Source organism: Streptomyces botrytidirepellens, assembly GCF_003721215.1.
Lineage (GTDB): Bacteria > Actinomycetota > Actinomycetes > Streptomycetales > Streptomycetaceae > Streptomyces > Streptomyces himastatinicus.
Window position 1 is genome coordinate 56,779 of sequence record NZ_RIBZ01000886.1, and the last position, 18,924, is coordinate 75,702.

Annotated in this window: 25 protein-coding genes; 15 read left to right on the top strand and 10 right to left on the bottom strand. The window is 71.2% G+C overall.

Features of this window, described 5'->3' with window-relative positions; genetic code table 11:
* Positions 1–121: 121 nt before the first annotated feature.
* Together EEJ42_RS50000 and EEJ42_RS52110 are read right to left on the bottom strand one after the other, a co-directional pair.
* Positions 122–832: a DUF305 domain-containing protein gene (locus EEJ42_RS50000; RefSeq protein WP_123108782.1), complete on the bottom strand. Its 711-nt coding sequence runs from the start codon at positions 830–832 to the stop codon at positions 122–124.
* 86 nt (positions 833–918) lie between these two features.
* Positions 919–1,302, bottom strand: a complete 384-nt coding sequence (locus EEJ42_RS52110; RefSeq protein WP_342778439.1) for a DUF6153 family protein — start codon at positions 1,300–1,302, stop codon at positions 919–921.
* Here EEJ42_RS52110 and EEJ42_RS51600 point away from each other — a divergent pair.
* The 6 genes from EEJ42_RS51600 (at position 1,282) to EEJ42_RS50030 (ending at position 5,757) form a co-directional block, all read left to right on the top strand.
* Complete coding sequence (locus EEJ42_RS51600; RefSeq protein WP_184503651.1) at positions 1,282–1,464, top strand: hypothetical protein; 183 nt, start codon at positions 1,282–1,284, stop codon at positions 1,462–1,464. The genes EEJ42_RS52110 and EEJ42_RS51600 overlap by 21 nt on opposite strands.
* A gap of 39 nt (positions 1,465–1,503) precedes the next feature.
* Positions 1,504–2,061: a hypothetical protein gene (locus EEJ42_RS50010; protein WP_123108784.1), complete on the top strand. Its 558-nt coding sequence runs from the start codon at positions 1,504–1,506 to the stop codon at positions 2,059–2,061.
* Positions 2,045–2,413, top strand: coding sequence for a BlaI/MecI/CopY family transcriptional regulator (locus EEJ42_RS50015; protein ID WP_123108785.1), 369 nt, complete (start codon positions 2,045–2,047; stop codon positions 2,411–2,413). Before EEJ42_RS50010 ends, EEJ42_RS50015 begins: the two co-directional genes overlap by 17 nt.
* Positions 2,414–2,531: 118 nt before the next feature.
* A complete protein-coding gene (locus EEJ42_RS50020) occupies positions 2,532–3,314 on the top strand; it encodes a M56 family metallopeptidase (RefSeq protein WP_342778438.1) in 783 nt (260 codons plus the stop codon).
* A gap of 486 nt (positions 3,315–3,800) precedes the next feature.
* Entirely contained in the window at positions 3,801–4,040 is a 240-nt protein-coding gene (locus EEJ42_RS50510; RefSeq protein ID WP_148082258.1) for a hypothetical protein, read from the top strand.
* A gap of 58 nt (positions 4,041–4,098) precedes the next feature.
* Positions 4,099–5,757: a copper resistance CopC/CopD family protein gene (locus EEJ42_RS50030; RefSeq protein WP_123108787.1), complete on the top strand. Its 1,659-nt coding sequence runs from the start codon at positions 4,099–4,101 to the stop codon at positions 5,755–5,757.
* 165 nt (positions 5,758–5,922) lie between these two features.
* Here the strand turns inward: EEJ42_RS50030 and EEJ42_RS50035 are convergent, their stop codons facing one another.
* The 5 genes from EEJ42_RS50035 to EEJ42_RS50055 form a co-directional block, all read right to left on the bottom strand.
* Positions 5,923–6,891 (bottom strand): pirin family protein, encoded by a 969-nt coding sequence (locus tag EEJ42_RS50035; RefSeq protein WP_123108788.1) that lies wholly within the window; start codon positions 6,889–6,891, stop codon positions 5,923–5,925.
* The gene (locus tag EEJ42_RS50040; protein ID WP_123108789.1) at positions 6,888–7,571 is read right to left on the bottom strand and encodes a phosphatase PAP2 family protein; all 684 of its coding nucleotides are present in this window, start codon (positions 7,569–7,571) and stop codon (positions 6,888–6,890) included. The genes EEJ42_RS50035 and EEJ42_RS50040 overlap by 4 nt, the downstream gene beginning before the upstream one ends.
* 95 nt (positions 7,572–7,666) lie before the next feature.
* On the bottom strand, positions 7,667–8,602 hold the full coding sequence (locus tag EEJ42_RS50045; RefSeq protein WP_123108790.1) for a M56 family metallopeptidase: 936 nt from the start codon (positions 8,600–8,602) through the stop codon (positions 7,667–7,669).
* A gap of 160 nt (positions 8,603–8,762) precedes the next feature.
* Complete coding sequence (locus EEJ42_RS50050; RefSeq protein ID WP_123108791.1) at positions 8,763–9,368, bottom strand: DUF5134 domain-containing protein; 606 nt, start codon at positions 9,366–9,368, stop codon at positions 8,763–8,765.
* 136 nt (positions 9,369–9,504) lie between these two features.
* Positions 9,505–10,041, bottom strand: a complete 537-nt coding sequence (locus tag EEJ42_RS50055; protein ID WP_123108792.1) for a helix-turn-helix domain-containing protein — start codon at positions 10,039–10,041, stop codon at positions 9,505–9,507.
* A 125-nt stretch (positions 10,042–10,166) separates the two neighbouring features.
* On the opposite strand from EEJ42_RS50055, the gene EEJ42_RS50060 reads away from it, so the two are divergent.
* Positions 10,167–10,877, top strand: coding sequence for an AzlC family ABC transporter permease (locus tag EEJ42_RS50060; RefSeq protein ID WP_123108793.1), 711 nt, complete (start codon positions 10,167–10,169; stop codon positions 10,875–10,877).
* Complete coding sequence (locus tag EEJ42_RS50065) at positions 10,862–11,185, top strand: AzlD domain-containing protein (RefSeq protein WP_123108794.1); 324 nt, start codon at positions 10,862–10,864, stop codon at positions 11,183–11,185. Before EEJ42_RS50060 ends, EEJ42_RS50065 begins: the two co-directional genes overlap by 16 nt.
* A 48-nt stretch (positions 11,186–11,233) precedes the next feature.
* Here EEJ42_RS50065 and EEJ42_RS50070 read toward each other — a convergent pair whose 3' ends face one another.
* On the bottom strand, positions 11,234–11,626 hold the full coding sequence (locus EEJ42_RS50070) for a VOC family protein (protein WP_123108795.1): 393 nt from the start codon (positions 11,624–11,626) through the stop codon (positions 11,234–11,236).
* Positions 11,627–11,725: 99 nt separating this feature from the next.
* Here EEJ42_RS50070 and EEJ42_RS50075 point away from each other — a divergent pair, with 99 nt between their 5' ends.
* Positions 11,726–12,274: a GNAT family N-acetyltransferase gene (locus EEJ42_RS50075; RefSeq protein ID WP_123108796.1), complete on the top strand. Its 549-nt coding sequence runs from the start codon at positions 11,726–11,728 to the stop codon at positions 12,272–12,274.
* Between the two features lie 24 nt (positions 12,275–12,298).
* Here the strand turns inward: EEJ42_RS50075 and EEJ42_RS50080 are convergent, their stop codons facing one another.
* Positions 12,299–12,982, bottom strand: a complete 684-nt coding sequence (locus EEJ42_RS50080; protein ID WP_123108797.1) for a glycerophosphodiester phosphodiesterase — start codon at positions 12,980–12,982, stop codon at positions 12,299–12,301.
* Positions 12,983–13,246: 264 nt separating this feature from the next.
* Between EEJ42_RS50080 and EEJ42_RS50085 the strand changes: the two genes are divergently transcribed.
* From EEJ42_RS50085 to EEJ42_RS50095, 3 genes are all read left to right on the top strand, one after another.
* Positions 13,247–14,647, top strand: coding sequence for a DUF6421 family protein (locus EEJ42_RS50085; RefSeq protein WP_123108798.1), 1,401 nt, complete (start codon positions 13,247–13,249; stop codon positions 14,645–14,647).
* Positions 14,648–14,717: 70 nt separating this feature from the next.
* Positions 14,718–15,503: an SDR family NAD(P)-dependent oxidoreductase gene (locus EEJ42_RS50090; protein ID WP_123108799.1), complete on the top strand. Its 786-nt coding sequence runs from the start codon at positions 14,718–14,720 to the stop codon at positions 15,501–15,503.
* Entirely contained in the window at positions 15,500–16,561 is a 1,062-nt protein-coding gene (locus tag EEJ42_RS50095; RefSeq protein ID WP_184503652.1) for a threonine aldolase family protein, read from the top strand. Before EEJ42_RS50090 ends, EEJ42_RS50095 begins: the two co-directional genes overlap by 4 nt.
* A 57-nt stretch (positions 16,562–16,618) precedes the next feature.
* Here EEJ42_RS50095 and EEJ42_RS50100 read toward each other — a convergent pair whose 3' ends face one another.
* Positions 16,619–17,350 carry a lysophospholipid acyltransferase family protein gene (locus EEJ42_RS50100; protein ID WP_123108801.1) on the bottom strand — a complete coding sequence of 244 codons (732 nt, stop codon included), beginning with the start codon at positions 17,348–17,350 and terminating at the stop codon, positions 16,619–16,621.
* 190 nt (positions 17,351–17,540) lie between these two features.
* Between EEJ42_RS50100 and EEJ42_RS50105 the strand changes: the two genes are divergently transcribed.
* The 3 genes from EEJ42_RS50105 to EEJ42_RS50110 all read left to right on the top strand — a co-directional run bounded on the left by EEJ42_RS50105 (position 17,541) and on the right by EEJ42_RS50110 (position 18,653).
* Positions 17,541–17,912, top strand: a complete 372-nt coding sequence (locus EEJ42_RS50105) for a TlpA family protein disulfide reductase (RefSeq protein WP_123108802.1) — start codon at positions 17,541–17,543, stop codon at positions 17,910–17,912.
* A gap of 94 nt (positions 17,913–18,006) precedes the next feature.
* Positions 18,007–18,090, top strand: coding sequence for a putative leader peptide (locus EEJ42_RS54845; RefSeq protein ID WP_373689202.1), 84 nt, complete (start codon positions 18,007–18,009; stop codon positions 18,088–18,090).
* 56 nt (positions 18,091–18,146) lie between these two features.
* Positions 18,147–18,653: a flavin reductase family protein gene (locus tag EEJ42_RS50110; RefSeq protein ID WP_123108809.1), complete on the top strand. Its 507-nt coding sequence runs from the start codon at positions 18,147–18,149 to the stop codon at positions 18,651–18,653.
* Positions 18,654–18,924 lie beyond the last annotated feature (271 nt).

Genomic DNA, 18,924 nt, shown 5'->3' on the forward strand with positions numbered 1-18,924 from the left:
GAATCGTGAGGGCGGGCCGGGGCATGACCGGGCGCGGCCCTAGTAAGGAGTGTGAGGGGGCGACCGCCCCGGGCTCCCCGGGATGACCGGCTGAGCCCGGAACGGTCAGCGTGTGACCGGATCAGAGCTTGTCGAGGATGCCCTGGAGTTGCTTGACCTCGGCGGTCTGGGTCTTGACGACATCGTCGGCGAGCTTCTTCGCGGTGGCGTTCTTACCGCTCTTCTGCTCGTCCTTGGCCATGTCGATCGCCCCGTTGTGGTGGTCGATCATCATCTGCGCGAACATCTTGTCGAAGTCCGCGCCCTTGGCGGCCGTCAGTTCCTTCATGTCCTTGTCGGACATGATCCCGGGCATGCCCGACTTCTCGGAGCTGCCGGAACCGTGATCCATACCGGGCATGCTGCTGTCGGACCCGTGGTCCATGCCGGGCATGCTGCTGCCCGACTCGGGCTTGCCCCAGGCCTTGAGCCAGGACTTCATCTTCTTGATCTCGGGATCCTGAGCCTTCTCGATGTCCCCGGCGAGAGTCTTGATCTTGGCGTCCTCGGCACGCTCATCGGCGAGCTTGGACATCTCGACGGCCTGCTCGTGGTGGGGGATCATCATCTGCGCGAACTTCACGTCCGCGTCGTTGAACGCGCCCGGTGCGGGGTTCTCCCCGGTGGTCGCGCTCGCCGAGGCGGAGCTCTTGCTCTTGCTCCCGTGGTCCATGCCGCTCATGTCGTCGTCGTTGCCACAGGCGGCGAGGACCAGGCCTGCGGCGGCGACGGTGCTGACGAGAGCGATGCGGCGGACGCGCGGACGGAGCGTGCTGCGCTTGATGGCGGTCATGTCGAAAACCTCGTGGTGTCTGTTCTGCGGAACGTCTGTCGAACGGGGTGCGTGGGCAGCACAAGCTGCCCACGGTGGCGTTCGGCCTAGATCCGCAGGACTGACAGTTGAGCGAGGTCAGGCGGTCTGCGCGGAGGAGGATTGGGACGCAGGGCCGCCACGGCGCCATCACGAAGCCGTGCCAGCCACTCCGTGCTGCGACTCAGAACCGCGCGGAGAAGGCCGACGAGAACCCACGTGCCGAGCACGGCCACGCACAGCGAGGCCATGTCCATCCCCATGCCCGGGGGGTGGGAGGCCGCCTTGCTGTCCTGATGGGAATCCGAAGAGGGCGAGGAGACGGCAACGTCCTGCGTCGAGGACATGCCACCGCCTTTGTGGGCGGTCGTGGCCGATGCGTGAGCCGCTCCCATGCTCGCGTTGGAGGCGCTGTCGGGATGGCCCATCGAGTGCATCACGAAGACGCCCATCGCGAGCACGACGACGAGCAGCAGGTGCCCGAGGGCGCCTCCTGTTCGTACGTGTCGGCTCACATGCACGTCGTGACTCCATCTGTGGTCGCTCCGCTCTCCGACAGTATCGAAGCGGACCGGCTCATGCTGCGCGGGGCGGGCGCGGGGGTGATCTACTAAGCTGTTTGGCAGTCATGGTAGCGGCAGAGAGGCGGGCGCATGCACACGTGGACGCCACGTCAGTGGGTGGCGGCGGTGGCCGTGGCTCTTGTCGCCGCAGCCGCGATCGGTGTGCCGACCGGAGTCGTACCCACGCCCTTCTACGCCCGGATGACCCCGGTTCTGTGGTGGAACTATCCGGTCTGGGTGGCGTCATCGTTGCTCATGGGACTGCTGGTGGCGACGTACGTGAATGGCCCTTCGGCCGCGCGGCCCGATGAGCCACGAGGGCGCCGGGCGCTGCTCGCGGGCGTGCTGTCCGCGTTCGCCGTCGGCTGCCCGATCTGCAACAAGCTGGTGGTGCTGGCCCTCGGGGTGAGCGGAGCCCTCTCGTACTGGGCCCCCGCACAGCCAGTCCTGGCCATGGCCTCGCTGGCGCTGCTCACACACGCCCTGGTACGGCGTCTGCGTACGGCCGCCGCTTGCCCCGTGCCGACCGCACCCTCTCGCCGAAGGTCCGCAGGGCTCCAGGACGCTGCCCACTACGATGAGCGGTCACTGGTGCCGGAGGCTTCGCGTTCCGGGGGCGAAGGGAGCGATCGTGCGTCAGCTGGGTGAGCTCGAGGCGGAGATCATGCACCGCCTGTGGGCCTGGGGGCGGCCGGCGACCTCGCGCGACGTACTGCTGGACCTCAGCAAGGAGCGGCCCATCGCCTACAGCACAGTGAAGACCGTGGCCGACATTCTGCACAGCAAGGGCATGCTGAAACGGCACAAGGAGGGGCGGGCCTGGGTGTACGAGCCCACGTGTACCCGGCAGCAGTACACGGCGTCGCGGATGCAGGAGGCGCTCGGCGGTAACCCGGATCCGGTCGGAACTCTGGTCAGTTTCATCGAACAGATCACGCCGGAAGAGGCGGACGCCCTGCGCTCGGCTCTCCGAGCGGCCAAAAAGCGGAGCGATGCGTGATCACGGCTGTGGCGCTGGCTGGATACGCGGCCTTGGTGGGCGCCGCGATGCCCCCTCTGCTGTCACAGGCGCGATGGCCCCACCGTGCTCCGGTCCTGGCGGCGCATGGCAGGGACTCATGGTGACGTTCATCGTCGCCACTGCGCTCACGGTGTACCACTTGGCCCTCACCGAGCAGCATGTACACGAAGGTTTCCTCGGGCTGCTCAGCGTCTGCGGTCTGGCCGCCGACGCCCCGGTAACCGAATCCGCGCCCACTCCCGGGGACACCCTGGCGCTCAGCGCCCCCGCCGTGATCGTGCTGCTGCCGCTCGGCTGGTTCGTTCTCTGTACCTGGAGGGCACGCCGAGCACGGCAGCGTCACCTCGACATGCTCGCCCTGATCGGTGAGTCGGCCCCCGGATACGACGCCACGGTCGTGGACCATGGCGCCCCCGCCGTGTACTGCCTCCCCGGGCGGCGACGTCGTGTCGTCATCACCCGGAGGGCCCTCGACGTCCTATCCGATGCGCAGATGCGTGCCGCACTAGAGCATGAGCGCGCTCACATCGAAGGCAGGCATCACCTTCTCCAGCTGCTCGTGGACGCGTTCTCCCGTGCCTTCCCCGGCCTGCCGCTCGCCCGGCACGCCAAGGAACAGATCACGCTGCTGGTAGAGATGATCGCGGATGACAGAGCACTGCGAAGTCACTCCAGGGACGCGCTGGCGACCGCCATGTGTGAGGTAGCCGCGGGGCAGGCGCCGCAGGGAGCTCTGGGCGTCGGCGGGCCGGGTGCCCTCATCCGGCTGCGCCGCGTCCTCACACCGCAACCCCGGCCGCATCGTGTGACGTGGCTGAGTGTCGTGGCGGCCAGTATCGCGGCTCCGCTGCTGCCGCTGCTGGTGGCCTGTGGACCCTGATCACACCAGCCCCCGCCCCACCCTGTCCCACACCTCCCGGGTGTCGCTCGTCCTGTGCACGATCGCTGACGTGCCCGCCGCACTCGCCGAGGCCGCTCGCTCGGGGCCGCCCGCCCGCCGACCGCCGATGGGCGAAAGCGGCGGACGGGCGGAGAAGCGAACCGGTACGTCACATGGCGTCGCAGCAGTCCTGGCAGGAGGCGTCGCAGCAGTCCGCCTTCTCCTCCGCGTGCGCGGATGCCGCCGTCATGCCGCCCTCAGCGCAACATCCCTTCGCAGCACCGTTCACAACACATCGCGCATTCCGGGCCGCAGTACGGGTTGCCGTGCATGCACATGTGCATGCAGTGCCGCATAGCAGCGTGCGCAGCTCCGGGAGTCAGCGACATCCCACTGTGCGTCCCCGGCATCCTCATGTCCATGGAGACCCCGGTCTCCGCAGGCGAGGCCGCCGCTGTCGTAGTGGGCGGGAAATGGAGCTCTGCGGTGGATCAACTGCTCTTCATCCTTCCCGCGCTCCCGTGCCCGCTCGGCATGGGCGCGATGATGTGGTTCATGATGCGGCCGGGGCGCGGCGCATCAGGTGACCCGGCAGCCGACCGGCGGGAGCTGGCCCGGTTGCGCAAGGAGATCCAGGCACTGAGCGACCAGCAGACCCCGCACGACGCCATGTCTCCCGGACCGCCCCGCCTGACCGCCACCGCGCTTTCCGCCCGAGGCGACTGAGCGGGTCAAAACACACCCCACCGTCCGTACGGACCGATGGACCGGAGATCCTCGACACGTGACGTCCCCCGCACCCTGCCGCCCCCGGTATTCCGCCCTCCGTTCCGCGGCCACGCTGGCCTCGCTGGTGCCACTCGTCCTGGTCCTACTGCTGTGCAGCGCAGCGCCCGCGTCCGCGCACGCCACCTTGCTCTTCACCAGCCCGGCGGCCAACGCGACGGTGGCCGACTCACCGCGGGCACTGGTGCTCGTCTTCGACAAGCCGGTCGGCCTGACCGGAACCACCGTGCGCCTGAAGCCCTCGGCCTCTGCCGCGCTCGGCACCGGCAGGCTGAGTCAGGGCGGCCGTTCGGTCACCATCCCGCTGCGAGGCAGGGTCGCGGGCGGGGTCCATACCGTCGACTGGCAGGTGACGGCCCGGGACGGCGACGTGATGACGGGCAGCTACCGGTTCGCCGTCGGCCCCCGGACCATCGCCCTCACCTCAGGTCAGACGACCGCCGCCAAGGACGCCACACCCACCGCCGTTCTGCGCTGGCTGCTGTTCGCCGCCCTCGCACTCCTCCTCGGCGAGCTGGCTGCGGACCGCCTGGCTGCGCGGACCGCCGAAGCTCCCGAGCACCGTCCACGTCGCTGGGGACTTGCCGCGGCTCTCGTCGGGTGCGCTGCCGCCGGCGGTCTGACCGTGCTCCTCACCCAGGGCGGCTCACTGGCCTCCGTCACCGACACCCGCCCCGGCGTCCTGTCCCTGATGGAGATCGTGGGCTTCGCCCTGGCCGCGACAGCTCTCCTGCTGAAGCGGCGAAACTGGGCCGTCCTGCCCCTGGCCGGCGTGCTCGCTGCCGAGGCGCTGCGCGCCCACCCGCAAGCCGAACACGCCATCGCAGGCCCGCTGCTGACCCTGGTCCACCTCACGGCAGCGGCGCTGTGGGCCGGAACCCTGTTCCATGTACTGCGGACCGGGGTTGTCTGGCGCACCGAGCCCGCTGCGGCTCGGACGTTGTTCCTCCCTTACGCCCGTCTCGCCGCGTGGCTGTTCGGAGCGGTCGCGGTCACCGGGCTGGTCTCCGCACTGCTCCTGGTCCCGCTCGACGACATCGTCACCACCTCCTACGGACAGGTCCTGCTGGCCAAGTTCCTCCTGGTCCTGGTCGTCGGCGTGCTGGCGCTCGCCGCCCGACGCCGTCTGCGCTCTTCGAAGACAGGGTCGCCGCGGCGCCCCGCAGGTGCCGAGACCGTCACGTTGGCCGTGGTCTTCGCCCTGTCCGCCACCCTCACCGTGCTGGCCGTGCCCGGGGACGGCGATCGTGCATTGCCCTTCGCACCCCCGGCTGACGGTCCGATCGTGCCCACCGGAACCCGCGCCGGAGAAATCGGTATCAGCGCCCGTGCCAGCGCCGGACAACTCGTCCTCGACCTCGCCACCCCACAAGTCGGCGACATCGCCCGGGAGTCCTACTCCCTGAGCCGGCATGCTCAGCACCTGTGCCTGACGCGCTCCGTTCTCAGCGCGCCAGGGGGTTCAGCCAGGTGTGGCGCAGAACCAGTTCTTCGACGTCGTCGGATGCCGAGGAACGGGAGAGCGAGTCATGGAATCCCACCACAGGTAGTTGGCATGCATCCGCTGGACGACGTGATGCCACCAGTGAGGGGTGCGCCCTTGAGGGGGCCCAGCGGACAATTCCGACCTGATGGAGGGTCAGGAAAGTCAGCATAGGGTCAGCATAAGGTCTGCCAGAGGCTGTCACAGACGGCCAGACCTGGGACTCATCGCCGCCCCGCCGAAGCGGCCACAAGTGGCGTGTCGCGTCATGTGGCCGCTGGACCTCGACCGTAAATGATCAAGCCTTGGGTGATGACTCGCCTTCAGTGAAAGCGCAGGTCAGCGCGTGCGTCCGCGTGGTTTCAGCGGCACTGGGGGGAGTTCAGGAGCGGGCAGTGGCGGGCCGTCGTAGCCGTGGACCTCGCCGAAGCGGCGGCCCGCTGCCCAGTCCTCGCGGGCCTGGGTGATGTCGTCGTGGGAGCGGCCGATGAAGTTCCACCACATCACGATCCTCTCCTCGAACGGCTCGCCGCCCAGCAGCATGAACGCGCTGTCCACATCCGCCCGCAGGGGAAGCTCGCTGCGGCCGCAGCCCAGGTGGAGGAGTGAGCCGGGGGCCAGGCGGACGCCGTCGACCTCGGCTTCGCCGGACATGGTGAGGGCCGCGTATTCGTAGTCGGGGCGCACCGGCAGGCGGGTGTCGGTGCCTGCCGCCAGGGTGATGTCGGCGCCCATCAGGGGGGTGAAGGTGGTGCCGGGCGAGGCCGCGCCGTCGAGGTCGCCGAGGATGACGGTGGCGCGCAGGCCTCCGCCGCCGGTGATCTGCGGCAGGTCGGCGTGGTGCTCCCAGGTGGGGGCCGTGTGGCGGTCGCTGTCGGGGAGGGCCACCCATAGCTGGGCGCCGTGCAGGAGCGGGGCGTGGGTGCGGGGGGACTCCTCGGAGTGCGCTATGGCCCGGCCCGAGGTCATCAGCCCCAACTCGCCGGGGCGCAGGGTCTGGAGGCTGCCGAGGCTGTCGCGGTGCAGCACCTCGCCGTCGTGCAGCCAGCTCACCGTCTGGAGGCCCATGTGGGGGTGCGGGGGGATCTGCATGCCCGGCTCGTCGGCGATGTCATCCGGGCCGTAGTGATCGACGAAGCACCATGCGCCGATCATGCGGCGGCCCAGGTTCGGCAGCAGACGGCGCACCACGGTGGATTCGCCCAGCGGGACCTGCTTGGAGGCCAGCAGCTCGCGCACCGGCCGCGCGGTGACGTCGGCGCGGCCGCCGCATACGGTCGCCGTGGGCCGCAGATCGAGATTGCTCATGGACGAACTCTCCCATCGGAGGAGGATTCCCGCTCGGTCCTGTGGACAACGGGGTAGGTGGCGACCGCCCAGGCGACCAGCGCGGCGCCCAGCAGCCAGCCGCCGAGGATGTCGGTGGGCCAGTGGACGCCCAGGTACAGCCGGGTGAATCCGACGCCGAGCACGGAGACGGCGGCCACGGCGGTGGCCAGGCGCTGCCACAGGGCGGATGCACCGTGCAGCTTCAGCATCCACAGCAGCAGTCCGAAGGTGACGGTCGCGGTGAGGGCGTGGCCGGAGGGGAAGGCCGCGTAGTGCGCCGAGTCCACCGGGTTCGCCCAGTGGGGGCGGGGGCGGTCCAGGAGCGCCTTCACGCCCTGCTGGAGGGCGGTACCGGCGGCGGCCGTGACGACGACCCACAGGGCGGGCGTCCGCTCACGGTGCAGCAGCAGCCAGAGGACGATCACGGCCGTCATGGCGCGCATCGTCCACGGGTCCCAGATCCAGTCCGTCAGCACTCTGTTGGTCTGGGTCCAGCCGGGGTGGTCGAGCGCGATGCGGTGCAGCGGGACGACGCCGTCCCGGTCCGCGCCCGTCAGCGGCCCCCAGCGGGCGGCGACGAGGGCGAGCAGCACGACGAAGAGGACGCTGAGCACCGCGGCGATGCGGAAGGTGTGCGGGGGGCGGGTCTGCGGCTGCATGGGTCGATGATCGCCGACGCCGGGTGCGCGGGGCCAGCACGCAGGGGAGCCGTCCCGCGGATGAGGGCGGCGCTCCAGCCCGGCACCAGCGGCGCTCAGCCCAGCACCCGCAGCGCCGGGACCAGGGTCACCAGGAGGGGGACGACGGGGACCAGCGCGGCCGCGGCGGTGAGTTGCAGACGGCGCACGGGGGAGAAGCGCGCCGCGGGGGCCAGGAGCCGGTCCACCCGTTGCGGGACCTGCGCGAGTCCGCTGGGGCAGGGGCCGAACACCCCCCGGTCCTCGTTGAGTTCCACGAGTGCCAGCGCGGTCGTCGTCCGTCCGAACCGCCGTGACGCGGAGTCGTCGGCGGCCAGCTCGACCAGCCGGTGCACCTCGCCTTGGAACGCCGCGAACACCGGCACCTGCGGAAAGCCGCCGGCCAGCGCACCGGCGCAGTGCAGCAGCCAGTGGTGGCGGGCCCGCGCGTGGCCCTGCTCGTGGGCGATCACGGCGTCCAGCCGTCGCCCCTTGAGGCGGCGCAGGGCCGCGGTCGTGATGACGAGCTGGGGCGTGGTGCCCGGCAGCCACCAGGCGTCGGGCTTGTCGCCCTCCAGGACCACCAGCCGCTCCCCGGCGGGCTCCTCACCGGGCAAGGCGGGGGAGCGGACGAGGAGTTCGGCGCGGTGCTGCCTGCGCCAGGCGCGGGCGCGGCCGATCTCGCGGCTGAGCATCAGCGCCGACCATGCGGCGCCGAAGGCCAGTGCGAGGGCGACGGGCGCCGCCCAGGGGCCGTAGCCGGACAGCGCGTACGCCTCCACGACGCCGTTGGGCGCGGGCGCGAAGACGTTCCCGCGGACGGCCTCCGAGGCCGCCGCGGCGGTGAGTGCCATGGTGAGCGCGCAGCACAGCAGCACTCCTACGACGACGCATTGCCATACCCACAGTGCGAGTACGGGTTCGCGGTCGACCCATGTGGAACGGGACATCAGGCGCGGCGCCGTTGCCGCCACCAGTGCGCCGAGGCCCATCAGCGCGAGCGGGACCATCATGGCCGTCACCCTATGGTCGGGGCGGTCGGCCCGGGTATGTCCGCGCGGGCGAAGTGACGTACGCCACGGTTTGCCGGGGCGGCGTCACCCGGTGTGCCCGACGGGCGGGCGCCGTCGCCCGGCGTAGCCGGGGCGGGCGCGCTCGGAGAGTCAGGCGTGCTCAGAGCGTCAGCAGCATCGCGAACATCCCTATCGCCATCGTGAGCCTGCACGCATGCCGCAGTTCGGGCCGCCGCGACCAGCCGACGGGCGGCGCGCCCGTGGCGGCCACCGCGCCGTCCGTCATCGGCAGCAGCCGCAGCCCGGATCGGACCGCGTAGACCGCGAAGTAGGCGAGGAGCGCGCCGGTGAGCACGGGGATGCCGCCCGCCGCGGCGCCCGACGCCATGTCACCGCCCGCCGTCATGTGCCCGCCCGCCGCCATGGAGGCGTCATGGCCGTGGCCGCCCGGGGTGCCCGTCATCATCGCCAACGCCATGTACGCCATGGCCAACGCCCCTATGGCGTGGTGCAGATGGTGGTGCCCCACCGCCCGTACGGCCGCCACGCCGAACACCGCCGCGAAGGCGGGCGGGCCCCACGGCCGGGGGTCCAGAACGGCGGACGGCACGGCCATCGCCGCCATCCCCCACCCCATGAGCGCCTCGGCGCGCGCGATCCGGCGGCCCGGTCCTGGCGGCTCGCCGCGCATCTGGAGCAGGCAGTACGTGCCGGTGGCGGCGCACAGCGCGACCAGCAGCCAGCCGATCAGCGGCGGTCCGTGCACGGCACACCTCCCGGTCCGGAACGCCGCGGACGTCTGCGGACGTATGCCGGGAGGTTGCCCGGGCGCGGACCGGGCTACGGGAGCGCACGGGCGCAGTGGGGGAGCGCGCGGACGCCCGGCGGGCGGGGTGGGCGGGTCAGTTGTGCTCGGAGATGAGCACGGCCCGCGTCGAGGGTTCGAGCGCCTCGAAGACGTGGGGCAGATCGGCCGGATAGGAGACGTAGTCACCGGGGCGCAGCTCGACCGGGTCGTCGGCGAGGCCGACCCGGGCCCGGCCCGAGGCCAGGACGACGTGCTCCACCACGCCGGGCATATGCGGATCGGAGGCGCGCGCCGCACCGGGCTCGGCGCTGAGGCGGTAGACGTCCCGGCGCGCGCCGGGCGGGCCCGCGGAGAGCATGGCGGCCTGGTAGTCGGCCTGCGCGGAGGCGAGCGTCACGCCCTCGTCGGCCCTGATCACGTGGACGCGGGGGCGCGGCGGGTCGAGGAGCCGCGAAGGTGGCACGTCCAGGGTGACGCACAGCGCCCACAGGGTCTCCAGGCTCGGGTTTCCGCTGCCGGACTCCAGCTGGGAGAGCGTGGACTTCGCGACTCCGGCGCGCCGGGCCACCTCGGTGAGCGACAGCCCCGCCCTGCCGCGCTCGCGCCGCAGTACGGCCGCGATCGAGTCCATCGGGACCTTGCCCGAAGCCGAAGAGGCTGCCGAAGCCGCTGCCGGTACTTCCTGTGCCATCCGTTCGCTCCAGACGTCATGTGTTCGGTTTGACGAACGCGACCTTGGTGTTCATTATATGCGTCATGCATTCGATATGGAGAACGCTCGATCGTGTGCTGCTGCGGGACATCGCGCTCGTCTGCCTCGCCGTCGGTGTCACCAGCCTGTCGTACGGGGCGATCGCCGTCGCGTCCGGTCTCCCGCTGTGGGTTCCGGCGGCGTTGAGCGTGCTCGTGCTCGCCGGTGCCTCGGAGTTCCTGTTCGTCGGGCTCATCGCCGCGGGCGGCAGCCCCGTCGCGGCGGTGCTGGCCGGGCTGGTCGTCAACGCCCGCCATCTGCCGTTCGGGCTGGCCCTGCCCGATGTCCTCGGACGCGGCCGTCGGCGCCTCCTCGGCAGCCATCTGATGAACGACGAGAGCGTCGTCTTCGCGCTCGCCCAGGACGGCAACGCGCGACAGCGCGCCGCCTACTGGGCCTGCGGACTGGGCGTGCTCCTCTGCTGGCCGCTGGGCGCGGTGGCCGGGGGCCTGATCGGCACGGTCATCGACGACACCGATCTGTTCGGGCTCGACGCGATGTTCCCGGCCATCCTGCTGGCCCTGGTCCTGCCCGCGCTGCGCGACCGGGACAAGCGGCTGGCGGTCCCGGCAGGCGTCGCCATCGCCCTGGCCACCACCCCCTTCCTGCCCGCCGGGGTGCCCGTCCTGCTCGCCCTGGCCGGGGTGGCGCTCGCCGCCGTACCGCGCAAGACGAACGACCCCGAGAAGGAGGAGCGCCCGTGCCCGGCTCCCTGACGCTGGCCGCCGCGATCCTCGCGCTCGCGGCCGGTACGTTCGCCCTCCGGTTCGCCGGGCCGCTGCTGCGCAGCCGGATCACGCTTCCGGCGCGGGCGGAGAAGCTGATGGAGACCTCCGCCATCGTCCTGCTGGCCGCCGTCGCGGCGACGACGGCGCTCACCGAGGGCCACGGCCCCGCGGGGATCGCCCGCCCCGCCGGAGTCGTGGTCGCCGGAGTGCTGGCCTGGCGCAAGGCGCCGTTCCTGATGGTCGTCCTGGCCGCGGCCGTCACCGCCGCCGGGCTGCGCCTGCTCGGCGTGACCTAAGGCGCGGTCCCGCCACCGCAGGGCGTGTCAGGGGCGGTGGCGCCGGAGCTAGATCCCCGGCCGATAGCGCATCGGGTGGTCCTCGGGGACCTCCACGACGGCGATGCGGACGCCGTCGGGGTCGGCGATCCACATCTCGACCAGCCCCCACGGCTCCTTCTTCGGCGGTCGCAGGATCTCCACGTCCCGGGCCGCCAGCTCCTCGTGGGCCGCCTCGGCGTCCGCGACCTGGAGCCACAGCTGGAGCCCGGGCGCGGGCGGGGTCTCGGAGCGGCCGGAGACCTCCAGGAAGCCACCGCCCAGGAAGTAGACCGTGCCGCGCTCGGGGCCGGTCCCGAACTCGCGGGAGATCGCCAGGCCCAGCGCCTCGCCGTAGAAGGCCCGCGAGCGGTCGGGGTCCGTCGGCCGCAGCAGTGTGCGGCTGCTCAGTACGTGCACCATGACCGCGACCCTACGCACCCCGCCCCGGAGGGGACGGGGGTAGGGTCTTCTTCTCGTCATCCGCCGGTTCCGGCCGCGCAGGGAGAGGACACCGCCGCCATGCACACCCCCGCCACGAACACCGCCGCGCTCACCTACCGCGGGGCAACCGAGGCCGACGTCGGCGCGCTGGTCGCGCTGATCGAGTCGGCGTACCGCGGGGACGCCAGCCGGACCGGCTGGACGACGGAGGCGGACATCCTGGGCGGGCAGCGCACCGATCCCGAGGGCGTTACGGACGTCGTACGGGGTGCGGACGGCCGGATGATGGTCGTCGAGCGGGACGGCGAGCTGATCGCCTGCTGTCAGCTGGAGCGCCGCGGCGAACACGCCTACTTCGGCATGTTCGCCGTGCGGCCGGGGCTCCAGGGCGGCGGGCTCGGGAAGGCGGTCCTCGCCGAGGCCGAGCGGTTCGCGGTGGCGGAGTGGGCGGTCCGTGAGATGCACATGACCGTGATCACCGCCCGCGAGGAGCTGATCGCCTGGTACGAGCGGCGCGGCTACGCCCGTACGGGACGGACGACTCCGTTCCCGTACGGCGACGAACGCTTCGGCGTGCCGCGCCGCCCCGACCTCGAGTTCGAGCTGCTGGTCAAGCCGCTGGGCTGAACCAGGTCACGCTGACCGCGGCGCTCACGCCGTGTAGCGCACCGCCCGGCGGATCTCCGGGAAGTCGGTCGTGCCGCCGTCGAGGCCGAGCCCGCGCGCCAGCTTCAGATGGTCCGGGGTGTTCACCGTCCAGCCGATGACCTTGAGGTCGGCGGCGTGGGCGCGCTCCACCAGCTCCAGGGTGAGCCGGCGGATGTTGAGCACCAGCATTCCGGCGCCGACGGCGTGCGCCCGGTCGATGGCGTCGAGCCCGTAGCGGCTGGCCACCAGGGCGGTGCGGGCGCTGGGCAGCAGGGTGCGGATCTCGGCGAGGGCCTCGTCGTGGAAGGAGATCACGTCGACCCGGCCGAGCAGATCGCGGCCGGTCAGCACCTCGGCCAGGGCCCGCGCGGCGGCCACGTCCTTGATCTCGGCCTGGAGCGGTGCCTTCACCGCGTCCACGACGTCCTCGAAGACCGGGATCCGCTCGCCGTCCCCGGCGTCCAGTTCGCGCAGCTCGGCGAGGGTGAAGTCGCTGATGGGGCCCTTGCCGTCGGTCGTGCGGTCGACCTCGGCGTCGTGCATCACGACGAGCGCGCCGTCCTTGCTGAGGTGCAGGTCCAGTTCGATGACGTCCAGGCCCTCGTGCTCGGCCCGGACGAATGAGCGCAGGGTGTTCTCCGGCTCGACGCCCATCACTCCGCGGTGTCCGATGGTGAGAAAGGTCAACGTGATCTCGCTCTTCTGTCGGGCTTTTTGTCGGTTTTCGGTTGTGTGTGGAGTCACGGGCTGTCCGGACCGGCGCTCAGCCTAACGGCCGACTCCGGCAGGGCCGCTCAAGCACGGCCGTGGCATGGTCCGGGGCGGATGGGGCAGGAAAAACGGCGGTGATGCGGAGGTGACGCAGGACGATTTCCGTTACCTGGCCTTGAGCGGCGAGGTCATCCACGGATACGGTGTCCATACGGAAGGTTCTCCGGTGAAGGAGTCGTCATGACGGAAATTCTTTCGTCCGTGATAGCGGACGGTGGCATTCTGCCTGCGGAGCGTGTGATCGAACACCCGGCCTGGCCATCCCTCAAAGGTGCTGTAGAAACGATTCGCCCCTGGCAGTCCAAGGACGGTTCCATCGACTTCGACGCCGAGGGGACGCCACCGCGCCACCGCGCCCGCGACACCCTCGAAAGGGTGATCGCGGCCATCGAGGAGCTGGCCCCGCTGCTCCCGCACAACGCCGCGTACCACCGCGCGCTCGTCGCCGATCTGCGCCGCTGGGCCGACGACGGCTTCGGCGTCCCCGACTTCCTCGACTCGCTGCTTGCCTTCCAGCCCGCCCAGGCGCGCGCCGACGGCCTCCAGCACCTCGTCGTCTTCCCCATGTACACGCAGAACGGCAACCCGAACCGCAACCTGGAGGCGGTCGTCCTGCGCATGGTCTGGCCCGACTGGCTGGCCGAACTGGAGCGCACCCGCTACGACAACCCGCTCTACCTCGGCCTCGCCTTCGAGGACTTCACCTCCGGCTACGACACCAACTCGGCGGTGCTCTTCCCGGAGACCATCGCCGTGCGCGAGGCCCCCGAGCGCTTCTCCTGGGGCGGCATCTTCTGCGACCGCGAGGCCGCCCGCTTCCGCCGGGTCAGCGAGGCCGCCGTCCGGGCGCTGGGCATCGAACTCCCCGACGACATCCGGGACATGCTCGCCGACCAGCGGCGCTGCCAGGAGGCGTTCGCCCTGTGGGACATGGTCCACGACCGCACCCACAGCCATGGCGACCTGCCGTTCGACCCCTTCATGATCAAGCAGCGCCAGCCGTTCTGGATGTACGGCCTGGAGGAGCTGCGCTGCGACCTCACCGCCTTCAAGGAGGCCGTGAAGCTCGACGCGGAGGGGCTCGCCCAGGCCCGGGACGTCCAGTACGCCGTGATCTTCGACCGGATGTTCCGGTTCCCCGTCACCGGCGAACGGGTCCGCAACTACGACGGCCTCGGCGGCCAGTTGCTGTTCGCCTACCTCCACCAGCACGACGTCGTACGCTGGACGGACAACACCCTGCACATCGACTGGTCGCGCGCCGCGCAGGTCACCAACCAGCTGTGCGGTGAGATCGAGAAGCTGTACCGGGACGGCATCGACCGGCCCAAGCTCGTCCACTGGTTCAAGGCGTACGAGCTGGTGTCGACCTACCTCGCCCCGCACCCCGGCTCCGTCTGGGCCAAGGGCCCCGACGCGCTGGACCTGACCCAGCCGCCGCGCAAGCTCGTCGACGACGTGCTCCCCGACGAGTTTCCGCTGAGCATGTTCTACGAGGCGCTCGCCAAGAAGCTGCGGGACGTGGTCGCCTCGACCAAGGGCATCACGGCCGGCGACGACGACGTACGAGCGGCGGCGTGAGCCCCGCGGCGGACCGCGCCACGGCACCGGACGACCGCACCACGGCACCGACGATGAGGAGACAGCGAGCATGACCACACCGACGTCGAGCCCGACCCCAAACGAGCCGGGCGGCGGGACGCCGCTGGACGGCGCCGTGGTGGCGGTGGCCGGTGCGGCGGGCCCGGCGGGCCGCGCCACGCTGCTCCGCCTCGCCGAGGCCGGGGCCACCGTCGTCGCCTCCGACTCCGACCCCGCGCGGCTGGCCGAGGCCGTCGACGCGGCGCGCTACGCCCACGGCGGCGCCCGGGTCACCGGGGAGACGGTCGACCTGCTCGACCTGGACGCCACCCGCGCCTGGGCCGACCGGACCGAGAAGGAGTTCGGCCGCGTCGACGGCCTCGTCCACCTCGTCGGCGGCTGGCGCGGCAGCAAGACCTTCGCCGACGCCCCGCTCGCCGACTGGGAGACCCTGCACGACCTGCTGATCCGCACCGCCCAGCACACCTCGCTCGCCTTCCACGACGCCCTGCGCCGCACCGGCAACGGCCGCTACGTGCTGATCAGCGCGGCGGGCGCGTCCCAGCCCACCGCCGGCAACGCCGCGTACGCCGCGGCCAAGGCCGCCGCCGAGGCGTGGACGCTCGCCCTCGGCGACTCCTTCCGCAAGCTGGGGGGCGAGAGCGGCCCGGCGGCCGCGGCTGTCATCCTGGTGGTCAAGGCGCTGGTGCACGACGCCATGCGCGCGGAGCGCCCCAACGCGAAGTTCGCGGGCTTCACCGACGTCACGGAGCTGGCCGAGGCCATCACCGGAGTCTGGGACCGGCCCGCCCGGGAAGTGAACGGAACCCGCCTGTGGCTGACCCCCAAGCCGTGAGGACCGACGCACGCCGTCATCACGACCCCGAGGTACGCGGCTTCGCCAGTGACAACTACGCGGGCGGCCACCCGGAGGTCCTCGCCGCGCTCGCCCTCGCCAACGGCGGTCACCAGGTCGCCTACGGCGAGGACGACTACACCGCGCATCTCCAGCACGTCATGCGCAGCCACTTCGGCCCGTACGCACAGACGTTCCCGGTCTTCAACGGCACCGGCGCCAACGTCGTCGCGCTCCAGGCGCTCACCGACCGCTGGGGCGCGGTCATCTGCGCCGACACCGCGCACATCAACGTCGACGAGTGCGGTGCGCCCGAGCGGGTCGGCGGGCTGAAGCTGCTCACCGTGCCCACCGAGGACGGCAAGCTCACCCCCGACCTCATCGACCGCGAGGCGTACGGCTGGGACGATGAGCACCGCGCGATGCCGCAGGTCGTCTCGATCGCCCAGAACACCGAGCTGGGCACCGTCTACACGGTGGACGAGATCCGCGCGATCTGCGAGCACGCCCATGAGCGCGGCATGAAGGTCCACCTCGACGGGGCCCGGATAGCCAACGCGGCCGCGGCGCTGGACGTGCCGATGCGGTCGTTCACCAATGTGCCGGGCGTGGACGTGCTGTCCTTCGGCGGCACGAAGAACGGCATGCTCTTCGGCGAGGCCGTGGTCGTCCTCGACCCGGACGCGGTGCGTGCGATGAAGCATCTGCGCAAGCTGTCCATGCAGCTGGCGTCCAAGATGCGGTTCGTCTCCGTCCAGCTGGAGGCCCTGCTCGCCCGCGACCTGTGGCTGCGCAACGCGCGTCACGCCAACGCGATGGCCCAGCGGCTCGCCGAGGGGGTGCGCGGCGTCGACGGCGTCACGATCCTGCACCCCGTCCAGGCCAACGCGGTCTTCGCCCGGCTGCCGCACGATGTGAGCGAACGCCTCCAGAAGCGGTACCGCTTCTACTTCTGGGACGAGGCGGCGGGCGACGTGCGGTGGATGTGCTCCTTCGACACCCGGGAAGAGGACGTCGACGGCTTCGTGGCGGCCCTCCGGGAGGAGATGAAGCGCTAGCCACCCGGCGCACGGCGCGGCCGCCCCGCCGGAGGGCGGCCGCCGCGTCGTGACGGACTACCGCCCGCGGTCCAGGGCGATGGCCTCGGCCGGGGTGGGGGCCGTACCGCCCAGGTGGGCGGGGACCCACCAGGTGTCCTCCGGGCCCTTCGGTCGCACCGGATACGCCCGCTGCGCCGCCTCCAGGAGCTCCTGCACCCGCGATCGGACCCGCTCGGTGAGCGTGTCGGACGGCTCCGTCGGGTCCGCCTCCATCGGCTCGCCGACCCGCATCGTGATCGGGAAGTGGTTGCGGCCCAGCGCCCGCTTCTGGCCCTTGGTCCACAGCCGCTGCGTCCCCCACAGCGCCATCGGCAGCAGCGGTACGCCCGCCTCCTGGGCCAGCCGGGCGGCGCCCGACTTGAAGTTCTTGAGGGTGAACGAGCGCGAGATGGTCGCCTCCGGGAAGACGCCGATGATCTCGCCCGCGCGCAGGGCCTTGAGGGCGTGCTTGTAGGCGTCCATGCCCGCGGCCCGGTCCACCGGAATGTGCTTCATGGCCCGCATCAGCGGCCCGGAGACCTTGTGGCGGAAGACCGCTTCCTTCGCCATGAACCGCACCAGCCGCTTCGCCGGACGGGCGGTGAGCCCGGCGAACACGAAGTCGAGATAGCCGATGTGGTTGCTCACCAGAACCGCGCCACCCCGCTCCGGGACATTCTCGGTGCCCTTCATGTCGATACGCAGGTCCAGCGCCTTGAACATGGTGCGGGCCGCGCCGATCACCGGCGGGTAGACGAGCTCTGCCATAGAGGGACCCTTCATCGTTTTCCCTGGGAGGGCTCTCCCGGCGGAAGTTACGCAGCCGTAGGTTTCCCGGCTTCTGGCAGATGGTGCCCTATGTCATCTCTCTGTGCTAGCGCGGGTCCCGCCCCGGCCGCGAGATCCTCATCACGTCGGGCTCTGGGGAATCACCTAAAGGCCCATGTCGCTGCACCCTATGACGGCATCGGAACCGGAGGACAGCGTGCGAAACGAGCAGCGGCAGGACGAGGCGTACGGGGGAAGGCGGCTCGAAGCAGCCCAGCTCGGAGCGGATCTGGGCACCCGGGCCACCCTCGTCCAGTTCTCCAGCGCCTTCTGCCAGCCCTGCCGGGCCACCCGGCGGGTCCTGGCGGAGGTGACCCACATGGTCGACGGCGTGGCTCATGTCGAGATCGACGCCGAGGCGCATCTGGAACTCGTACGGATGCTGGACGTCGTGCGGACGCCCACCGTGCTGGTGCTCGACGCGGACGGCCGGATCGTGCGCCGCGCGGCCGGACAGCCGCGGACCGCGGACGTCATCGCCGCCCTCGGCGAGGCGGTCTGATCCGGCGTGAGGTCATAGCGTGTGACCCCGCAACGGACTCCCCTCCACCGGTCCGCACTTGACGGTGCGCTGCGGGCATCGTCAGGGTGACGTCATGCGGCCTGGACTTCTTCTTCTCTACGGACGCGTACACGTGGACCTGGTGCGGACCGCGAGTGCGCGGTGTCCGGGCGGGTGAGCGACGACGACAGCACGGCTCCCCCCGCTCGTACCCCACCGCAGAAGGACATGTTCATGACCGCTTCACCTGATCTCGGCACGCCCCGGCTCAGCGCCCCCGAACTCTTCCGCTCCGTCTTCCGCAGGCACGCCGCCGGTGTCGCGGTGATCACCGCGCAGGGGACGCACCCCGTCGGCTTCACCGCGACCTCCCTGGCCTCCGTCGCCGCCGAGCCCCCGCTGCTCTCCTTCGGCGTCGGCAAGGGCTCCTCCAGCTGGCCGGTGATCGCCGAGGCCGAGCACGTCGGTGTGCACGTCCTGGGGGAGCACCAGCGGGAGCTGGCCGCGACCTTCGCGCGCAGCGGCGCGGACCGCTTCGGCCCCGGCACCGGCTGGCACACCGGGCCCGAGGGGGTGCCGGTGCTGGACGGGGTGCTCGCGTGGCTGGTGTGCCGGGTGGTGGCGCGCATACCCGCCGGGGATCACCGCGTGGTGATCGGCGAGGTGGTCGCGGGCGACCCGGCGGGAGCCGGTCGTCCGCTCCTGTACCACCAGGGGCGCTTCAACGCGCTGCGCGACTGAGCCGCCCGCTGATCATCCGTTGGCAAGGTCACAGTTCAACCGGCTTGCGTCCGGGGAACACCCTGGGTGTACTGGCGAGTAATATTTCGTTCGGTGCATGGGCCGACCCCGGCCGCCAACCGACCGGGAACAGCCCCCGAGGGCGCCTATGCTGCCAGCACAAGGCAGCCCGGAAGAGACGATGCAGTAGGAGAGCCGGCGTGAGCTTGAGGATCGTTGTCTGTGTGAAGTACGTGCCCGACGCCACCGGCGACCGGCACTTCGCCGAGGA

What these genes read in the sequence shown, in the direction of transcription:
- EEJ42_RS50000 (WP_123108782.1), bottom strand. Translation starts at nt 832, where the DNA reads ATGACCGCCATCAAGCGCAGCACGCTCCGTCCGCGCGTCCGCCGCATC.
- EEJ42_RS52110 (WP_342778439.1), bottom strand. Translation starts at nt 1,302, where the DNA reads ATGGGCGTCTTCGTGATGCACTCGATGGGCCATCCCGACAGCGCCTCC.
- EEJ42_RS50010 (WP_123108784.1), top strand. Translation starts at nt 1,504, where the DNA reads ATGCACACGTGGACGCCACGTCAGTGGGTGGCGGCGGTGGCCGTGGCT.
- EEJ42_RS50020 (WP_342778438.1), top strand. Translation starts at nt 2,532, where the DNA reads ATGGTGACGTTCATCGTCGCCACTGCGCTCACGGTGTACCACTTGGCC.
- EEJ42_RS50035 (WP_123108788.1), bottom strand. Translation starts at nt 6,891, where the DNA reads ATGAGCAATCTCGATCTGCGGCCCACGGCGACCGTATGCGGCGGCCGC.
- EEJ42_RS50040 (WP_123108789.1), bottom strand. Translation starts at nt 7,571, where the DNA reads ATGCAGCCGCAGACCCGCCCCCCGCACACCTTCCGCATCGCCGCGGTG.
- EEJ42_RS50045 (WP_123108790.1), bottom strand. Translation starts at nt 8,602, where the DNA reads ATGATGGTCCCGCTCGCGCTGATGGGCCTCGGCGCACTGGTGGCGGCA.
- EEJ42_RS50055 (WP_123108792.1), bottom strand. Translation starts at nt 10,041, where the DNA reads ATGGACTCGATCGCGGCCGTACTGCGGCGCGAGCGCGGCAGGGCGGGG.
- EEJ42_RS50060 (WP_123108793.1), top strand. Translation starts at nt 10,167, where the DNA reads ATGCATTCGATATGGAGAACGCTCGATCGTGTGCTGCTGCGGGACATC.
- EEJ42_RS50070 (WP_123108795.1), bottom strand. Translation starts at nt 11,626, where the DNA reads ATGGTGCACGTACTGAGCAGCCGCACACTGCTGCGGCCGACGGACCCC.
- EEJ42_RS50075 (WP_123108796.1), top strand. Translation starts at nt 11,726, where the DNA reads ATGCACACCCCCGCCACGAACACCGCCGCGCTCACCTACCGCGGGGCA.
- EEJ42_RS50085 (WP_123108798.1), top strand. Translation starts at nt 13,247, where the DNA reads ATGACGGAAATTCTTTCGTCCGTGATAGCGGACGGTGGCATTCTGCCT.
- EEJ42_RS50090 (WP_123108799.1), top strand. Translation starts at nt 14,718, where the DNA reads ATGACCACACCGACGTCGAGCCCGACCCCAAACGAGCCGGGCGGCGGG.
- EEJ42_RS50100 (WP_123108801.1), bottom strand. Translation starts at nt 17,350, where the DNA reads ATGGCAGAGCTCGTCTACCCGCCGGTGATCGGCGCGGCCCGCACCATG.
- EEJ42_RS50105 (WP_123108802.1), top strand. Translation starts at nt 17,541, where the DNA reads ATGACGGCATCGGAACCGGAGGACAGCGTGCGAAACGAGCAGCGGCAG.
- EEJ42_RS54845 (WP_373689202.1), top strand. Translation starts at nt 18,007, where the DNA reads ATGCGGCCTGGACTTCTTCTTCTCTACGGACGCGTACACGTGGACCTG.
- EEJ42_RS50110 (WP_123108809.1), top strand. Translation starts at nt 18,147, where the DNA reads ATGACCGCTTCACCTGATCTCGGCACGCCCCGGCTCAGCGCCCCCGAA.